16 protein-coding genes are annotated in these 16,337 nt (G+C 68.2%); 8 read left to right on the forward strand and 8 right to left on the reverse strand.

The features are described from left to right. Positions 1-5 precede the first annotated feature (5 nt). The gene (gene xseA, locus OE647_RS10690; RefSeq protein ID WP_263721716.1) at positions 6-1,508 is read right to left on the reverse strand and encodes an exodeoxyribonuclease VII large subunit; all 1,503 of its coding nucleotides are present in this window, start codon (positions 1,506-1,508) and stop codon (positions 6-8) included. Between the two features lie 67 nt (positions 1,509-1,575). Between xseA and purD the strand changes: the two genes are divergently transcribed. The 3 genes from purD to OE647_RS10705 all read left to right on the forward strand — a co-directional run bounded on the left by purD (position 1,576) and on the right by OE647_RS10705 (position 5,580). Next, positions 1,576-2,838, forward strand: a complete 1,263-nt coding sequence (gene purD / locus OE647_RS10695; protein ID WP_263721717.1) for a phosphoribosylamine--glycine ligase — start codon at positions 1,576-1,578, stop codon at positions 2,836-2,838. Positions 2,839-2,907: 69 nt separating this feature from the next. Next, positions 2,908-4,122 carry a multidrug effflux MFS transporter gene (locus OE647_RS10700; RefSeq protein WP_263721718.1) on the forward strand — a complete coding sequence of 405 codons (1,215 nt, stop codon included), beginning with the start codon at positions 2,908-2,910 and terminating at the stop codon, positions 4,120-4,122. A gap of 63 nt (positions 4,123-4,185) precedes the next feature. Beyond that, on the forward strand, positions 4,186-5,580 hold the full coding sequence (locus tag OE647_RS10705) for a helix-turn-helix domain-containing protein (RefSeq protein WP_263721719.1): 1,395 nt from the start codon (positions 4,186-4,188) through the stop codon (positions 5,578-5,580). Positions 5,581-5,596: 16 nt separating this feature from the next. Here OE647_RS10705 and OE647_RS10710 read toward each other — a convergent pair whose 3' ends face one another. Continuing rightward, positions 5,597-5,836 carry a YdcH family protein gene (locus OE647_RS10710; RefSeq protein ID WP_263721720.1) on the reverse strand — a complete coding sequence of 80 codons (240 nt, stop codon included), beginning with the start codon at positions 5,834-5,836 and terminating at the stop codon, positions 5,597-5,599. Positions 5,837-6,048: 212 nt separating this feature from the next. Here OE647_RS10710 and OE647_RS10715 point away from each other — a divergent pair, with 212 nt between their 5' ends. After that, the gene (locus tag OE647_RS10715) at positions 6,049-7,179 is read left to right on the forward strand and encodes an aminodeoxychorismate synthase component I (RefSeq protein ID WP_263721721.1); all 1,131 of its coding nucleotides are present in this window, start codon (positions 6,049-6,051) and stop codon (positions 7,177-7,179) included. After that, positions 7,143-7,769 carry an aminotransferase class IV family protein gene (locus OE647_RS10720; RefSeq protein ID WP_263721722.1) on the forward strand — a complete coding sequence of 209 codons (627 nt, stop codon included), beginning with the start codon at positions 7,143-7,145 and terminating at the stop codon, positions 7,767-7,769. Before OE647_RS10715 ends, OE647_RS10720 begins: the two co-directional genes overlap by 37 nt. Before the next feature lie 9 nt (positions 7,770-7,778). On the opposite strand, the gene OE647_RS10725 is transcribed toward OE647_RS10720, so the two are convergent. From OE647_RS10725 to betI, 4 genes are all read right to left on the reverse strand, one after another. Next, a complete protein-coding gene (locus OE647_RS10725; protein ID WP_263721723.1) occupies positions 7,779-8,312 on the reverse strand; it encodes a DUF1003 domain-containing protein in 534 nt (177 codons plus the stop codon). Positions 8,313-8,374: 62 nt separating this feature from the next. Beyond that, positions 8,375-10,024 (reverse strand): choline dehydrogenase, encoded by a 1,650-nt coding sequence (betA, locus tag OE647_RS10730; protein ID WP_263721858.1) that lies wholly within the window; start codon positions 10,022-10,024, stop codon positions 8,375-8,377. A gap of 10 nt (positions 10,025-10,034) precedes the next feature. Beyond that, entirely contained in the window at positions 10,035-11,027 is a 993-nt protein-coding gene (locus OE647_RS10735; RefSeq protein ID WP_263721724.1) for a threonine ammonia-lyase, read from the reverse strand. A gap of 3 nt (positions 11,028-11,030) precedes the next feature. Continuing rightward, the gene (betI, locus tag OE647_RS10740) at positions 11,031-11,633 is read right to left on the reverse strand and encodes a choline-binding transcriptional repressor BetI (protein WP_263721725.1); all 603 of its coding nucleotides are present in this window, start codon (positions 11,631-11,633) and stop codon (positions 11,031-11,033) included. Between the two features lie 213 nt (positions 11,634-11,846). On the opposite strand from betI, the gene choX reads away from it, so the two are divergent. From choX to choV, 3 genes are all read left to right on the forward strand, one after another. Then, on the forward strand, positions 11,847-12,773 hold the full coding sequence (choX, locus tag OE647_RS10745; RefSeq protein ID WP_263721726.1) for a choline ABC transporter substrate-binding protein: 927 nt from the start codon (positions 11,847-11,849) through the stop codon (positions 12,771-12,773). A gap of 91 nt (positions 12,774-12,864) precedes the next feature. Further along, positions 12,865-13,725 (forward strand): choline ABC transporter permease subunit, encoded by an 861-nt coding sequence (gene choW / locus OE647_RS10750; protein WP_263721727.1) that lies wholly within the window; start codon positions 12,865-12,867, stop codon positions 13,723-13,725. Further along, positions 13,722-14,765 (forward strand): choline ABC transporter ATP-binding protein, encoded by a 1,044-nt coding sequence (gene choV, locus OE647_RS10755; protein ID WP_263721728.1) that lies wholly within the window; start codon positions 13,722-13,724, stop codon positions 14,763-14,765. Before choW ends, choV begins: the two co-directional genes overlap by 4 nt. Positions 14,766-14,780: 15 nt before the next feature. Here the strand turns inward: choV and OE647_RS10760 are convergent, their stop codons facing one another. Both OE647_RS10760 and OE647_RS10765 read right to left on the reverse strand, forming a co-directional pair. Beyond that, a complete protein-coding gene (locus tag OE647_RS10760) occupies positions 14,781-15,686 on the reverse strand; it encodes a DMT family transporter (RefSeq protein WP_263721729.1) in 906 nt (301 codons plus the stop codon). A 36-nt stretch (positions 15,687-15,722) separates the two neighbouring features. Next, on the reverse strand, positions 15,723-16,325 hold the full coding sequence (locus OE647_RS10765) for a LysE/ArgO family amino acid transporter (RefSeq protein WP_263721730.1): 603 nt from the start codon (positions 16,323-16,325) through the stop codon (positions 15,723-15,725). Positions 16,326-16,337: the final 12 nt, after the last annotated feature.

A 16,337-nucleotide genomic window follows, 5' to 3' on the forward strand; every position in this document is an offset into this window, starting at 1 on the left:
GCGCGCTAGAACAGGCTGCCCTGGAACGGGGGCGGCTCGTCGCGCGGCTTCTTCGGCTTCGTCCCCCCGCCCGTGACGGCCGACAGGCGACCATCTTGGAACTCGATCTCCAAGGCCCCGGCCGCCTCGGCCGCCACGCGGGTCGTCAGCACCCCGCCTTCGCCCCGCACCACGGCATAGCCGCGGCGGAGCGTTTCCGTGTAGCCCAGCGTCTGGCGCATCCGGTCAAGGCCGGCAAGGCGTTCGGACAGGGCATCGAGCTTCTGGCGCAGCGCGGCGGTCTGGCGGGCGCCAAGTTGATCGACCTCGGTGCGCCGCCGCACGGTATCGCGCCCTGCGTCGCGGGCCAGGCGCGCCAGCGCGGGCGCCAGCCGCTCGGCGCGCTCGGCCAAGAGCCGCCGTTCGCGCCCGATGAAGCCCGTCAGCAATCCCGGCTGCATGCGCGCCGCGCTCGCGTTGAAGGCGGCGCGCTTGCGCGTGGCCGCCGCCAGCAGCGCCGGCCCCAGCCGGTCGGACCAGTTGTCGAAGCGCTGCCGCGCCGGGTCCAAAAGCGCCTCGGGTCGTCCGAGCGCGCGGGCAAGATCCGAAAGGCGCTGCGCACGCTGATCCTGGCGCAGGCGCGTCGCGCGCACCATCCGCGCGCCCTGCTCGGACGCCCAGGCCAGCAGTTCCATCCGGACCGGCACCGCCATTTCCGCCGCCGCCGTGGGCGTGGGCGCCCGCCGGTCGGAGGCATGGTCGATCAGCGTCGTGTCCGTCTCATGCCCCACGGCGGAGATTAGCGGGATGCGCGAGGCCGCCGCCGCGCGCACCACGATTTCCTCGTTGAAGCCCCAAAGGTCCTCGATCGAGCCGCCGCCCCGCGCGACGATGATCAGGTCGGGGCGCGGCACAGGACCATCCGCAGGCAATTCGTTGAAGCCCCGGATCGCCGCCGCGACCTCGGGGGCACATTTCTCGCCCTGCACGGCCACCGGCCAGATCAGCACCCGGCGCGGGAAGCGGTCGCGCAAACGGTGCAGGATGTCGCGGATCACCGCGCCCGAGGGCGAGGTGACGACCCCGATGACGCCCGGCAGGAACGGGATCGGCTTCTTGCGCGCGGCATCGAAAAGCCCCTCGGCCGCCAGCGCCGCCTTGCGCTTTTCCAGCATGACCATCAGCGCACCGGCGCCGGCGGGCACCAGATCCTCGACGATCAGCTGATATTTCGACTGCCCCGGAAAGGTGGTCAGGCGGCCGATGGCGATGACCTCCATCCCCTCTTCGGGGCGCACGCTCATCCGCGCGGCCTGGCCCTTCCAGCTAACCGCGGCGATCACCGCGCGGTCGTCCTTGAGGTCGAAGTAAAGATGCCCCGAGGACGGGCGCGACACGCGGGATATCTCGCCCCGCACCCGGACATGGGCGAATTCGCCCTCGATCACGCGCTTCACCGCGCCCGAGATTTCAGAGACCGTGTATTCCGGCTGGTTGCCCCGCGGGGCGCTGTCTTCGAGAAGGTCCATGGGGCGCTTGTATCCTGTTGTCCCCCACCTTAGAACGCCCGCGAACGAAGGCCAAGGGAGCGGGCGCATGAACATTCTGATCCTCGGCGGCGGCGGGCGCGAACATGCGCTGGCCTGGGCGGTCAAGCAAAACCCGAAGTGCGACCGGCTGATCGTGGCGCCGGGCAATGCCGGGATCGCGGCGATCGCCGAATGCGCCGACATCGACATCCTGAGCGGCACGACGGTCGTGACCTTTGTCGAGGAAAACGCGATCGATTTCGTGATCGTCGGGCCCGAGGCGCCGCTGGCGGCGGGCGTGGCCGACGCGCTGCGCGCCGCCGGTGTGCTGACCTTCGGCCCCTCGGCCGCAGCCGCGCGGCTTGAGGCGTCCAAGTCCTTCACCAAGGAAATCTGCGACGCCTCCGGCGCGCCGACGGCGGGCTACGCGCGCTTCACCGACAAGGCGACGGCCGTGGATTACGTCCGGCGCACGGGCGCGCCCATCGTGGTCAAGGCCGATGGATTGGCCGCGGGCAAGGGCGTCGTCGTCGCCATGACCGAGGACGAGGCGCTGACAGCGCTGGACGACATGTTCGGCGGCAGCTTCGGCGCCGCCGGGGCCGAGGTCGTGATCGAGGAGTTCATGGAAGGTGAAGAGGCCTCGTTCTTCATCCTCTGCGACGGGACGGACGTGCTGCCGGTGGGCACCGCGCAAGACCACAAGCGCGTGGGCGAAGGCGACACCGGCCCCAACACCGGCGGCATGGGCGCCTATTCCCCCGCCCCGGTCCTGTCGGACGAAATCGCGCGCCGCGCGCTGGAAGAGATCGTGAAGCCCACCGTTGCAGAGATGGCGCGCCGTGGCACCCCCTTCCAGGGCGTGCTTTACGCGGGTCTGATGATCAAGGACGGGGCCCCACGGCTGGTGGAATACAACGTCCGTTTCGGCGACCCCGAATGCCAGGTGCTGATGACGCGGCTGGGCGCGCAGGCGCTCGACCTGATGCTCGCCTGCGCCGAGGGGCGGCTGGCCGAGGCGCAGGTCAACTGGGCGGCCGACCACGCGCTGACCGTGGTGATGGCGGCCGAGGGCTATCCGGGCGCCTACCGCAAGGGCACGGCGATCCGCGGCCTTGATGCGCTGCCGGAGGATTCCTTCCACATGGCCTTCCATGCGGGCACGGCGGAGCGGGACGGCGCGGTCGTCGCGACCGGTGGGCGCGTCCTGAACGTCACAGCGCGCGGCGCTTCCCTGCGCGAAGCGCGCGAGCGCGCCTACGCGATGGTGGACGCGATCGACTGGCCCGAAGGATTCTGTCGCCGCGACATCGGCTGGCGCGCGCTCTGAGTCCGCGCGATTGTGCGGGCCACAATTTTGTCAGTGGACAAGGGATGGGCGCGGTCCTAGCAGTCTTGCATGAGTGATCGTCCGACGAGCCGGTTCCTTGTCCGGTCCACCCCACCGCATATCTCGACCCTGATCCTCATTGCGGGCATCTCCGCTCTGTCGATGAACATCTTCCTGCCGTCGCTTCCGGCGATGGCCCGAACCTTCGACACCGACGCCCATGTCATGAACCTGGCCATCGCGGGCTATCTCGGGGTGAATGCAGCCCTTCAGATCCTGATCGGGCCGCTGGCCGACCGGATCGGGCGGCGGCCGGTGATCCTGGGCGGCCTTATCATCTTCGTGCTGGCCACGGTCGGCTGCATCTACGCCCCCACGGTCGAAGCCTTCCTTCTTTGCCGCATGGTGCAGGCGGTCGTCGCCGTCTGTTTCGCGGTTTCGCGGGCGATGATCCGCGACATGGTCCCGCCGGAGGAGGCGGCCTCGATGATCGGCTATGTCACGATGGGCATGGCCATCGTTCCGATGATCGGTCCGGCCATCGGCGGCGAGCTTGACCGCGCCTTCGGGTGGGAGGCGAGCTTCTGGGCGCTTGCGATCGCGGGGCTGGCGATCACCCTGTTGTGCTGGGCCGACCTGGGCGAAACCCAGACCCATCGTTCAGCCGGGATCGGCAAGCAAATGCGCGAATACCCCGAGCTTCTGGCCTCGCCCCGGTTCTGGGGCTACTGCATGGCCTCCGCGCTGTGTTCGGGGGCGTTCTTCGCCTATCTGGGTGGCGCGCCCTTCGTCGGGACCGAGGTCTTTGGCCTTGCCTCCGACACGCTGGGCTATTTCATCGGGGCGCCGGCCATCGGCTATGCGGCGGGCAACTTCCTGTCGGGTCGCTTTTCGCGCCCGGTCGGGATCGACCGCATGGTGCTTTGGGGCACGCTGATCACGACCGCCGGGACTGCGTTGTCACTGGTCCTGACCTATGCAGGGTTGACCACCCAATGGACCTTCTTCGGGCTGATGACGCTGGTCGGGCTCGGCAACGGGATGGTCATTCCGAATGCGACCTCCGGCATGCTGTCGGTCCGGCCCCACCTGGCGGCGACGGCATCGGGTCTGGGGGGCGCGATGATGCTGGGCGGGGGCGCGCTTCTTTCGGCCCTGGCGGGCGCGGTGCTGGCCCCCGGCACGGGTGCGGCGCCGCTCCAGTGGATCATGGCCCTGACGTCGGCTGCGGCCACCCTCTCCGCGCTCGGCGTGATCGCGCGGCGGCACGCGATCGGCCGCTAGCCGCTTGCACGGCACTTTTGCAAACATTACCGTCCGGGTTGGCAAACCCTTCCGGAGCGCGTCGTGGCCACGCAGAAACTCTATGCCGGCGTCAAGCTGCGCGAGACGCGCGCGCGCCTGGGACTGACCCAGCGGGCCTTTGCCCAGAAGCTCGGCGTGTCCCTGCCCTATCTCAACCAGATGGAGAACAACCACCGCCCGGTCTCGGCCACCGTCGTCCTGGCCCTGGCAGGCGAGTTCGGCCTTGACGTGACCGAGCTGTCCTCGGGCGATGCCGAACGGATCGTCAGCGACATGCGCGAGGCCCTGGCCGATCCGGTCTTTGCCGAGCTTGCGCCGCCGCTGGCCGACCTGCGCCTGACCGCCTCGAACGCCCCGGCCTTTGCGCGCGCCTTCCTGGAATTGCACCGCGCCTACCGGCAAAGCCACGAACGCCTCGCCTCCCTCGACGAGGCACTGGGGCGGGAGGACGCAGCCACCCTCGCCTCCCCTTGGGAGGAAGTGCGCGACTTCTTCCACTACTGCGACAACTACATCGATGCCGTGGATCATGCCGCGGAACGTTTCGCGGCCCCCGGCGGCAAGCTTGGGGACCCGGTCGCACGGGCGGTGGAGGCACTGGAGACACGCGGCATCGCCGTCGATTTCGCCGACACCGCCGCGCTGCGCGAAGCCGGCGAGGGGCGGCTGACGCTATCGACCCGCGCGGCGGCGCCGACGCAGCGGTTCCAGATCCTGCACCAGCTTGCCCTTGTCACCCATGACGACCTGCTGGAGGCGACGCTGGATCTTGCCCGTTTCCAGACCGAGGCCGCGCGCGCCATCGCAAAGATCGGGCTCGCCAACTATTTCGCCGGGGCGGCGCTTCTGCCCTATCGCGCCTTCCTTGAGGCCGCGGAGGAGACCCGGCACGATCTAGAACGCCTGGCTGACCGCTTCGGCGCCTCGATCGAGCAGGTGGCGCACCGGCTCTCGACCATGCAGCGGCCGGGGCTGAAGGGCATCCCCTTCTTCTTCGTGCGCGTCGACCAGGCCGGCACGATCACCAAGCGGCATTCGGCCACGCGGCTGCAATTCGCCCGGTTCGGCGGGGCCTGCCCGCTTTGGAACGTGCATCAGGCGTTCGAGACCCCGGGGCGTTTCCTGCGCCAGCTGGCCGAAACGCCCGACGGCGTGCGCTACCTGTGTCTGGCGCGCGACATTTCGAAATCGGGGGGATCGTTCAACGCGCCGGTGCGCCGCTTCGCCATCGGTCTGGGGTGCGAGATCAGCCACGCCAAGGGGCTGGTCTATGCCGACGACCTGGACCTGACGAACGCCCGCGCCTATGAGCCGATCGGCATTTCCTGCCGGATCTGCGAGCGGCGCGGGTGTCATCAGCGATCGGTCCCGCCGCTGGAACGACGCCTGCGCGTCGATCCCTCGCGGCGGGGACTTCTGCCTTACGAGGTGGAGTGATTTGGGACGGAATGCCTCAGGCGTCGGCCAGCATCTTGGCGATTTCATCCTTCAGCGCCGCGCGCTTCTTGCGCATCAGCGTCTCGGTCATCCCGTCAACCGGTTCAACATTGGTCTCGGCCCGGTGCACCTGCCGGTTAAGGTCGTGGTATTCATCGGCGAGGCGGGCGAAATGGGCGTTGCCAGCCTTCAGGCCGTGGATCTTTTCGGCAAGGCCCGGGAATTCCTCGGCCAGTTCGTGCGGGGTGTTCGACATCGCGCGCTCCTTTTTGTTCGTGTCTTGGGGGCGATCCTAGGCGGGCCTTGCCCGGTCCACCTTGACACGTATCAAATCGCGCACGCCGCGAACGGGCGTCAAAGCGGCGGGGTAACGCTTGCAACCGGGCGGCCATCGGGCCAACTTGCGGCACGATTCCGCCCCGGGGCCGATCCCGCTTCCGGCCCCAGTTCAGGCCCAGACAAAGACCGATGATCCTTCTCGAAAACGGCCCTCGCGGCGAGCCCGCGCTGTTCGACAGTCCCAGGCGCCTGATCCGCGCCGACACCGCCGGCGAGGTCGAGGCCGCGCTTGCGGCGCTGGACGCGGCGCGGGCCGAGGGCGTCTGGCTTGCGGGCTATGCGCGCTACGAGCTTGGCCATGCGCTGGAGCCGAAGCTGGCGCGGCTGATGCCGGAACAGACCGACGGGCCGCTCCTGCATTTCGGGGTCTATGACGCGCCCACCTCCGCACAGGATATTTTGATGCGGGCAACGGCGGAGGCAGGCGGCGCGACCATCGGGCGCGCGACCCCAGCCTGGGGCGCGGCGGAGCACGCGCAGGCGCTTGGCCGCGTTCAGGACTATATCGCGGCGGGCGATGTCTATCAGGTCAACCTGACCATGCAGATGCGCGCGCCCGTCACCGGCACGCCGCTTGGGCTTTACGGGGCGCTGCGCCAGCGCCAGACGGTCGCGCACGGTGCCTTCGTGGACCTGCCCGAGGCCCCGGTGATCCTGTCGCGCTCGCCCGAGCTTTTCTTCGCAACAGATGCCCGAGGCCGGATCGAGACCCACCCCATGAAGGGCACGGCGCCCCGCGCGACGAACCCGGCCCATGACGCGGCGCTGAAGCTCGGGCTTCAGGAAAGCGTCAAGAACCGCGCCGAGAACCTGATGATCGTTGACCTGCTGCGCAACGACATCTCGCGCATCGCGGAGGTCGGCTCGGTCCGCGTGCCAGCGCTTTTCGCCATCGAAAGCTATGCGACCGTCCACCAGATGGTCAGCCATGTGACCGGCACCTTGCTGCCCGGCACGACGCCCTCGGGGATCTTTCGCGCGCTCTTTCCCTGCGGTTCGATCACCGGCGCGCCGAAGATCCGCGCGATGGAGATCATCCATGAGCTGGAGGCAGGCCCCCGCGGCATCTATTGCGGCGCGATCGGCTGGATCGGGCCGGACGGGTCCTCTGCCTTCAACGTCGCCATCCGCACCATGACGCTTGCGGGCGATGAGGTCGGCTTCGGCGTGGGCGGCGGCATCGTCATAGACTCAACCGCCGAAGGCGAATGGGAGGAGGCCCTGTGGAAAGCCCGCTTTGCCGACCTGACACCCGCCTGATCGAGACCTTCGGCTGGGACGGCACCGGCTTTCGCCGGCTGGAGGCGCATCTGGCGCGCGCGAAGGCGTCGGCCAGCGTGCTAGGCTTTCGCTGGGACCGGGGCGCAATCGAGGCGGCCTTGGCGACGGTGTCGGGTCCGGGACCGCTTCGGGTGCGATTGACCATCGGCCAAGCGGGCGACGCCGAGGTCACGACCGGGCCGCTTGCCCCCAATCCGGCGCGCTGGGTGGCGGGGCTGGCCAGCGCGCGCCTCACGTCCGACGCGCCGCTTCTGCGCCACAAGACAACCGAGCGCGCGCTTTATGACAGCGCCCGCGCGCGCCTGCCAGAGGGGCTGGACGAGGTGATCTTCCTCAATGAGCGGGGGGAGGTCTGCGAGGGGACGATCACGAATGTCTTCGTCGAGCGGGGCGGCGTCCTTCTGACCCCGCCGCTTACATCGGGCCTGCTGCCGGGCGTGCTCCGGGCCGAGCTTCTGGCGCAAGGCCGTGCGCGCGAATCGCTGCTGAGCCCCGGCGATCTTCTTGGTGCGCGGGTCTTTCTGGGCAACGCGCTGCGCGGCCTGATCCCGACACTGGTCATGGGCTGAGCCGCCCGCCTAGGGCCGGCGCTCAGCCAAGGTGGCAATCCGCGCCTCGATCCGGGCGAAATGCTCCACCAGTTCGCGCTGGCGCAGGGCGTCGAGCTTTTCGTGCAGGCTCATGATCTCAAGCTCCGCCTTGAGGTTGACCTCGTAGTCATGACCCGCCGCGACGCGGTCCTTCGCGGCCTGCCGGTTCTGCGACATCATGATGACGGGCGCCTGGATCGCCGCGAGCATCGACAAGATCAGGTTGAGGAAGACGAACGGATAGGGATCGGTGGGCACCGCCAGAATCCAGGCGTTCAGGGCCACCCAGCCGAGAATCACGACCGCGAAGAGGAAGATGAAGCGCCAGGAACCGCCGAAGGCCGCGACGCGGTCGGCGATCCTCTGACCGAAGGTCAGCCTTTCGTGAAATGCCACGTTGATGTTGCGCGAAATCGCCGCCCGCGCCGCGATGCGCCGCAGAACACGTTGCTCGCGCTCCGGCAGGTCGTCGTAGCCGCGACTCAGGAGCCGCTCCGCCAGGTCGCGCACCTTCTTGTCCATCTTTGCCTCCGCTGCGGATCGGCCGCACGATAGCACGGCCGCCCCCGCAGCGGGACGAATGATCAGCGCTGCGCCGCCGCCCAGCGGGGGCTCAGCCAGGGTTCGGAATTCGCGGGCGACAGCATGCCCTTGCCCAGGATGTGGTCCGAGGCCTTTTCGCCGACCATGATCGACGGCGCGTTGAGATTGCCGTTGGTGATGCGCGGGAAGATCGAGCTGTCGGCAAGCCGAAGCCCCTCGACCCCGATCACCCGGCACTCGGGATCGACGACGGCCATCGGGTCGTCGCGCCGGCCCATGCGCGCGGTGCCGCAGGGGTGATAGGCGCTTTCCGCATGTTCGCGGATGAAGGCGTCGATTTCCGCGTCGCTGGCCACCCCGGCGCCGGGCTGGATCTCGTGCTTCACGAAGGGCGCGAAGGCGTCCTGCCCGAAGATCTCACGCGTGAGGCGCACGCATTTGCGGAACTCGGCCCAATCGTCGGGATGCGACATGTAGTTGAAGAAGATCCGCGGCGCGTCCGCCGGATCAGCCGACCGCAGCGTCACCGCGCCGCGCGACTTCGACCGCATCGGCCCGACGTGGGCCTGGAACCCGTGCCCCTCGGCCGCCGCCTTGCCGTCATAGCGCACGGCGATGGGCAGGAAGTGGTACTGGACGTCGGGATAGTCCACGCCCTTGTCCGAGCGTATGAAGGCGCAGCTTTCGAACTGGTTCGAGGCGCCGATCCCGCCCCCGGTCAGCAGCCACTGCGCCCCCACCCAAGCCTTGCCGAAAAGGTTCCAGTACTTGTAGAGCGTGATCGGCTGGCGCGAGGCGAACTGCATGTAGATCTCCAGGTGATCCTGGAGGTTCGCGCCCACGCCGGGGCGGTCGGCCACGACCGGAATGCCGTGTTCGGCCAGGTGGCCCGCCGCGCCGATGCCCGACAGCATCAGGATCTTCGGAGAGTTGATGGAGGACGCCGCCAGGATGACCTCGGCCCGCGCCCGGATGACCTCCATTGCCCCCCCGCGAGAAACCTCGACCCCGATGGCGCGGCCGTTCTCGATCACCACCCGGCGCGCAAAGGCGCGGGTCAGCGTGCAGTTCGGCCGCTTCAGCGCCGGCTTGAGGTAGGCGTTGGCCGCCGACCAGCGCCGGCCCTTGTAGATCGTCGCCTCCATCGGGCCGAAGCCTTCCTGCTTTTGACCGTTGTAGTCGGACGTCACCTCATAGCCCGCCTGGCGGCCCGCCTCGACGAAGGCGTGGAAAAGGGGATTGGTGCGGGGCCCGCGCGACACGTGCAAGGGTCCGGAGGTGCCGCGAAACTCGCCCGGCTCACCGCCGTGCCAGGTTTCCATACGCCGGAAATAGGGCAACACGTCGGCATAGGACCAGCCCGCCGCGCCGCTTTCGGCCCAATGTTCGAAGTCGCGCGCGTGGCCGCGCACGAAGACCATCCCGTTGATCGAGGACGACCCGCCGATCACCTTTCCGCGCGGCGTGGCAAGCTTGCGCCCGCCCAGATGCGGCTCGGGTTCGCTGCGGAAGCCCCAGTCGTACATGGGCATGTTCATCGGGTACGACAAAGCGCCGGGCATCTGGATGAAGGGCCCTGCGTCGGAGCCGCCATGTTCGATCACGATGACCGACCGGCCCGCCTCGCTCAGCCTGTAGGCCATCGCGCATCCTGCCGAGCCCGCCCCGACGATCACATAATCCGCTTCCATACTCACGTCCCTAATCCTGCTGGGCCAGGATCGCCGCGAAGCGATCGAAGGCCACGTTGCCGCCGGTCACGAAGACCAGCAGGTTTTTTCCATCGACCGGCAACCGCCCCGAAAGAGCAGCCGCCAGCGCCACCGCGCCCGAGGGTTCGAGCACGAGTTTCAGCCGCTCGAAAGCGAAGCGCATGGCACCGCGCACCTCGGCATCGCCGACCGCAAGCCCCCGCACCCCCGCATGGCGGGCCGCAGCAAAGGGCGCTTCGCCCGGCTCCGTCGCCTGGAGGGCATCGCAGATCGTCGCCCCGCCCGAAGCGACGCGGCGACGCTCCCCCGCCGCCAACGACTGGCCCATGCCGTCGTAGCCCTCGGGCTCGACCGCGATCACGCGCGCCTGCGGATCGGCATGGTGAAAGGCCAGAGACACGCCCCCGATCAGGCCGCCGCCGCCCACCGGACAGGCAACGACATCCGCCCTTGCGCCGAACGCCACCAGTTGCTCTAGCGCCTCCAGCGCGGCACCTGCCTGTCCCGCGACGATCGCCGGATCGTCGAACGGGTGCAGAAGCACCAGCCCCTCGGCGGCCGCGATCTCCCGCGCCAGCGCCGAGGCGGCTTCTTCCCGTGGGCGGTCTCCGTGATGGGAGAGGACGACGCGGGCGCCCAAGGCCTCGGTCGCGCGGCGCTTGGCCTCGGGCGCATCGACCGGCATCACGATCGTCACGGGCACGCCCTCGGCCTGGCCCGCTGCCGCCAGACCTTGCGCGAAATTGCCCGAGGAATAGGCGACCACCCCGGCCCGCCGCTCCTCCGGCGAAAGCCGCGTGAGCCGCCAGGTCGCCCCGCGGATCTTGAAGGAGCCCGCGGTTTGCAGGCTTTCCGCCTTGACGAAGGCGGCGGCCGCGCCGGTCGCCTCCGCCAGGGCGGGCACGGCGATCAGGGGCGTGCGCTGCGTGCGCTCGCGGGTCGTGGCAAAGGCCGCGGCAAGCTCTGCGGGTGTGGGGATCATGCGTCAACCATGCGCCGGGGGCTCATCGTGCTCACCCCTCAGTTCAAGTTCGATGTAGGACATGACCTTTTCGACCGCGGCCGAGGCATCCTGGGGCGTGACCTTCAGGGCCTCACGCAGGTAGACGCCGTCGATCAGCGCGCCCACATGCCGTGCGACGCCGTCGGCACGCGCACCGATCAGCGGGCGCAGTTCGTGACAGAGGTTGGAGTGCAGCCGCCGGTGGTAAATCGACAAGAGCCGCTTGGCCTCCGGCACCGTCTGGGCAAGCACGTAGAAATTCAGCCACGCCCCGATCACCTCGCGCCGGAAGTTGGCGGTCGAGAAACTGGCGCGCACGATCCCGGCGATGCGGCCCCGGTTCCCCTCGGCCACGGCCAGCGCCCCGCGCACCTCTGCCCCGTAAAGCGTCAGGATGTGGCGCATCGCCGCCAGGAAGATCTGTTCCTTCGAGCCGAAATAGTGATGCGCCAGCGCCGAGGACATCCCCGCGCGCTTGGCGATCTGGCTGACCGTCACGTCGAGCGAACCGGTGCGCCCGATCTCGACGATCGTCGCCTTCACCAGCGCTTCCTTGCGAATCGGCTCCATCCCGATCTTGGGCATTTTCACGCTCCTCCTGTCCTCCAAGGGCTACAAGAGCGTTTGTTGACTCGTCAATCAAGAAAAATCGTGCCCGCAGGCTCCGGGTTCCCACGTTGCCCCCCTTCGCGTAGTCTTGGGCTGCGCCCCGCTGCCGGGGCGTGAAACATTTCGCTTGCCAAACTTGGCCAAGGTGCGGTTAATTGACGCGCCAATCAAGAAAACAGGGAGTACCTGATGACCCTTCGTTCGATCCTGCTTGCCGGCGCCGCCCTTGCCGCCGCGACCCCCGCACTTTCCGAAGGCTGCGACAGCGTCACCTTCTCCGATGTCGGCTGGACCGACATCACTGCGACAACCGCGGTGACGGCCACGATCCTTGATGCGCTCGGCTATGAGACCGACGTGAAGGTGCTGTCGGTCCCGGTGACCTACACCGGCCTTGCCGAAGGCGACATCGACGTGTTCCTCGGCAACTGGATGCCGACGATGGAGGCGGACATCGCCCCCTACCGCGACGCGGGCACTGTGGACACGGTCCGTGTGAACCTGGTCGGCGCGAAATACACGCTGGCCACGAACGAGGCCGGGGCCGCGATGGGCATCGCCGACTTTGCCGACATCGCCGCGAACAAGGATGCGCTGGAGGGCCAGATCTACGGGATCGAGCCGGGCAACGACGGCAACCGCCTGATACTCGACATGATCGGGTCGAACGCCTTCGGGCTTGAGGGCTTCGACGTCGTCGAAAGCTCCGAACAGGGGATGCTGGCCGAGGTCGAGAAGCACAACGACGACAACAAGCCGATCATCTTCCTGGGCTGGGAACCCCACCCGATGAACGCCAACTACAAGATGACCTATCTGTCGGGCGGTGACGACTGGTTCGGCCCGAACTTCGGCGGCGCGGAAGTCCACACCAACGTGCGGGCGGGCTATATCACCGAATGTGCGAACACCGGCAAGTTGCTGTCGAACCTGGAATTCTCGCTGGCCATGGAAAACGAGATCATGGGCGCGATCCTGAACGACGGCGAGGAGCCGGGCGATGCCGCCAAGGCCTGGCTGGCCGCCAATCAGGACGTGCTTGGCCCCTGGCTCGACGGGGTGACCACGAAGGATGGCGGCGACGCCATGGCGGCCGTCACGGCGGCGCTTCAGTAAGGTCCTGCCGGGGCGAAGGCCCCGACCGGCGGCGGCGACCGCAGAAGTCGCCGCCGCCCAATGGCCGTGAACGGATAATCGGGGGACAATCATGGACTGGCTGACCAAGATCTGGCTGGGAATCGTCACGGACGAAAAGATCCCTGTGGGCAAGCTCGCCAAGGCGATCTTCGACTGGATGAAGGCCAATCTGAAATGGCTGTTCGACGGCATCGCGGAGATGATGGAAAAACTCATCGCCGCCATCCTGTGGTGCCTTGAGGCACCCCATCCCTTTATCCTGATCGCCCTGGCGGTGGCGCTGACATGGTATCTGCAACGCCGCTGGAAGGTCTGCGTGCTCGTCGGCCTGGGGTTCCTCTTCATCCTCGACCAGGGCTACTGGGACGAGACGATGGAGAGCCTGACGCTCATCCTCTCCTCCTGCGTCGTTTGCATGGGCGTGGGCGTGCCCATCGGCATCGCAGCGGCCCACCGGCCGCGGCTTTACGCCGCGATGCAGCCGATCCTCGACCTGATGCAGACGCTGCCAACCTTCGTCTACCTGATCCCGGCGATCGTCTTCTTCGGGCTGGGCATGGTGCCCGGGCTGATCGCCACGGTGATCTTCGTGGTTCCCGCGCCGATCCGGTTGACCCACCTGGGGGTCTCCAATACGCCCACGGCCCTGATCGAGGCGCTGACCGCCTTCGGCGCCACCAAGCGGCAGGTGCTGATCAAGGCGGAACTGCCCTACGCCCTGCCCCAGATCATGGCCGGGCTGAACCAGACCATCATGCTCTCGCTGTCCATGGTGGTGATCGCGGCGCTGGTCGGGGCCGACGGGCTGGGGGTGCCGGTCGTGCGCGCCCTGAACTCGGTCAATACGGCGCTGGGATTCGAATCCGGTTTCGTCATCGTGGTCGTGGCCATCGTCCTTGACCGCATGCTGCGCAAGGGAGACGCGAAATGAACGCCGCGCCCGAAATCGCCGTCGAGTTCGACAAGGTCAACATCGTCTTCGGCGATCACCCAGAACGCGCCCTGCCGCTGATGGACCAGGGGCTTTCCCGCTCCGAGATCCAACAGAAGACCGGGCAGATCCTGGGCGTCCACGACTGCTCTCTCACCGTCGCGAAGGGAGAGATCCTGGTGCTGATGGGCCTGTCCGGCTCGGGTAAGTCGACGCTCCTGCGGGCGGTCAACGGGCTGAACCCCGTCTGCCGGGGGGCGGTCACCGTTCATGACGACGGCTGGAGCTGCGAGATCGGAAGCGCCGGGCGCGAAGACCTGCTGAAGGTGCGCCGGGAATGCGTGGCGATGGTCTTTCAGCAGTTCGGCCTGCTTCCCTGGCGCACCGTGCGCGAAAACGTGGGCCTCGGACTCGAACTCGCGGGGATGGAGCCCGCGCAGATGCGCGAGCGCGTTGATGCGCAACTGGCGCTGGTCGGCTTGTCGGAACGCGCCGACGCCAAGGTGGGCGAGCTTTCGGGCGGCATGCAGCAGCGCGTGGGCCTGGCCCGCGCCTTCGTCACCGAAGCGCCGATCCTGCTGATGGACGAGCCCTTCTCGGCCCTCGACCCGCTGATCCGTACCCGGCTTCAGGACGAATTGCTGGAGCTTCAGCAGAAGCTTCAGCGCACGATCATCTTCGTCAGCCACGACCTCGACGAGGCCTTCAAGATCGGCAACCGCATCGCACTGATGGAGGGCGGGCGCATCGTCCAGTGCGGCACCGCGCGGGAGATCATCGCGAACCCGGTTTCGGACTACGTCGCCGATTTCGTGAACCACATGAACCCGCTCTCGGTCCTGACCGCACGCGATGCGGTCGAACCGACGCCGAACGCCATTCCCACCGCCGGGCGCACCGACATCGACACGCCCATCAAGGACGTGATGGCCCAGCTCAAGGACGAGACGCGCGCGCTCGAGGTGGTCGAACACGGGCAGATCGTCGGGCAGGTGTCGCGCCGTACCGTCATCGCCCGGCTCTTGGACCCGCGCGGCTAAGACGGGACAGGCCGGCTAAAGCCGCGCCGCCTCGGGGGCGGGCGGCGTCACGCGGCGGCGCAAGCGCGCCTCGCGGTATGTCATGTAGCTGATCGCGCCGATGATCATGCCGCCCCCGGCCAAGACATAGGGATCGACCGCCTCGCCGAATGCGAGCGCGCCCATCAGCGTCGCCCAGACAAGTTGCAGGAAGGTCACCGGCTGCGTCACCGTCAACGGCGCCGCCGCGAAGGCCCGCGTCATGGTGTAATGGCCAAGGGTTGCGAAGACCGCCACGATGCCGAGCCAAAAGAGTTGCTCCATCGTCGGCGTGATCCAGACCACGGCGGCGAAGGGCGCAAGGCCGATCGTCACGGTCAGAGACAGGAAGGCCACCAGCGCTACAGGCCGCACCATGCCCGAAAGCTGCTTGGCAAGCAGGTAGGAGGTGCCGAAGAACACCGCCGCGCCCAGTTGCGCCCAGTGGCCTGGCGTGATCTCCCTCAGGCCCGGGCGCAGCACCACGATCGCACCCAGAAGCGCGACCCCGATCGCGGCGATCCGCCTGAGCGCGATCTGCTCGCCCAGGAACAGCGCCGCCCCGGCGGTTACCACGATCGGGTTGAGGTAGCCGATCGCCGTCACCTCCGCCAACGGGATGCGAGCCATGGCGAAGAACCACAGCATCACGGCCATCGTGTGCAGCGCGCCCCGGCCCAGGACCAGCGGCAGGGCCGCGCGCGGCAGCCCCGTGCGGACCGCCAGCACCAGCGAAGGCGCCAGGAACAGAAGGCCGAACGCAAAGCGGATGAAAGCGCCTTCGGCCGCCGGAAGATCGGTGCCAAGGTGCCGGACCGTTGCGGTCACGGCAACGAAGCTCAGCCCGGTCACGAACATCCAGGCGATCCCCGCCAGGGGGCTGTTGGCATCAGAGGACGACATGGCGCGACATGACAGCAAAAGCGCGGGGGCCGCAAGTCACCCCGTCGCAAGCCGCCACGCGATCGACCACATGACGAGCGCGATCAGAAGGTCAAGCAGCCGCCACGCCCCGGGCCTAGCGAAGAGCGGCTGCAAAAGCCGCGCGCCGTAGCCCAGCGTAAAGAAGAAGAGGAAAGAGGCTGCTGCGGCCCCGAGCCCGAAAGCCACCCCCTGGCCCGGATACTGCGCCGAGACCGCCCCCAGGAAGACCACCGTGTCCAGCCAGGCGTGCGGATTGAGCCAGGTCATGGCCGCGACCGTCGCAAGGGTCGGCAGCAAAGCCGCCCCGCTGGAGCCGTCCACGCGCAGCGCCTGCCCGCCACGCCAGGCCTGCCAGGCCGCCCGCGCGCCGTAGGCGATCAGGAAGCAGGTGCCGCCCCAAAGCAGCGCCGGACCGAGCCATGGCGTGGCGTCGCGGGCCAGGCCGAAGCTTGAAACGCCAATCCCGATCAGCAGCGAGTCCGAGACCGCGCAAAAGAGGACCACCGCGAAGACATGCTCCCGCCGCAGCCCCTGCCGCAGCACCAAGGCGTTCTGGGCGCCGATCGCGAGGATCAGCCCGAGCCCAAGCTGGAAGCCGGCGATGAAGGGCGCTTGCATGTGATCCCCTGA

The organism is Albidovulum sediminicola (assembly GCF_025751575.1).
Lineage (GTDB): Bacteria > Pseudomonadota > Alphaproteobacteria > Rhodobacterales > Rhodobacteraceae > Albidovulum > Albidovulum sediminicola.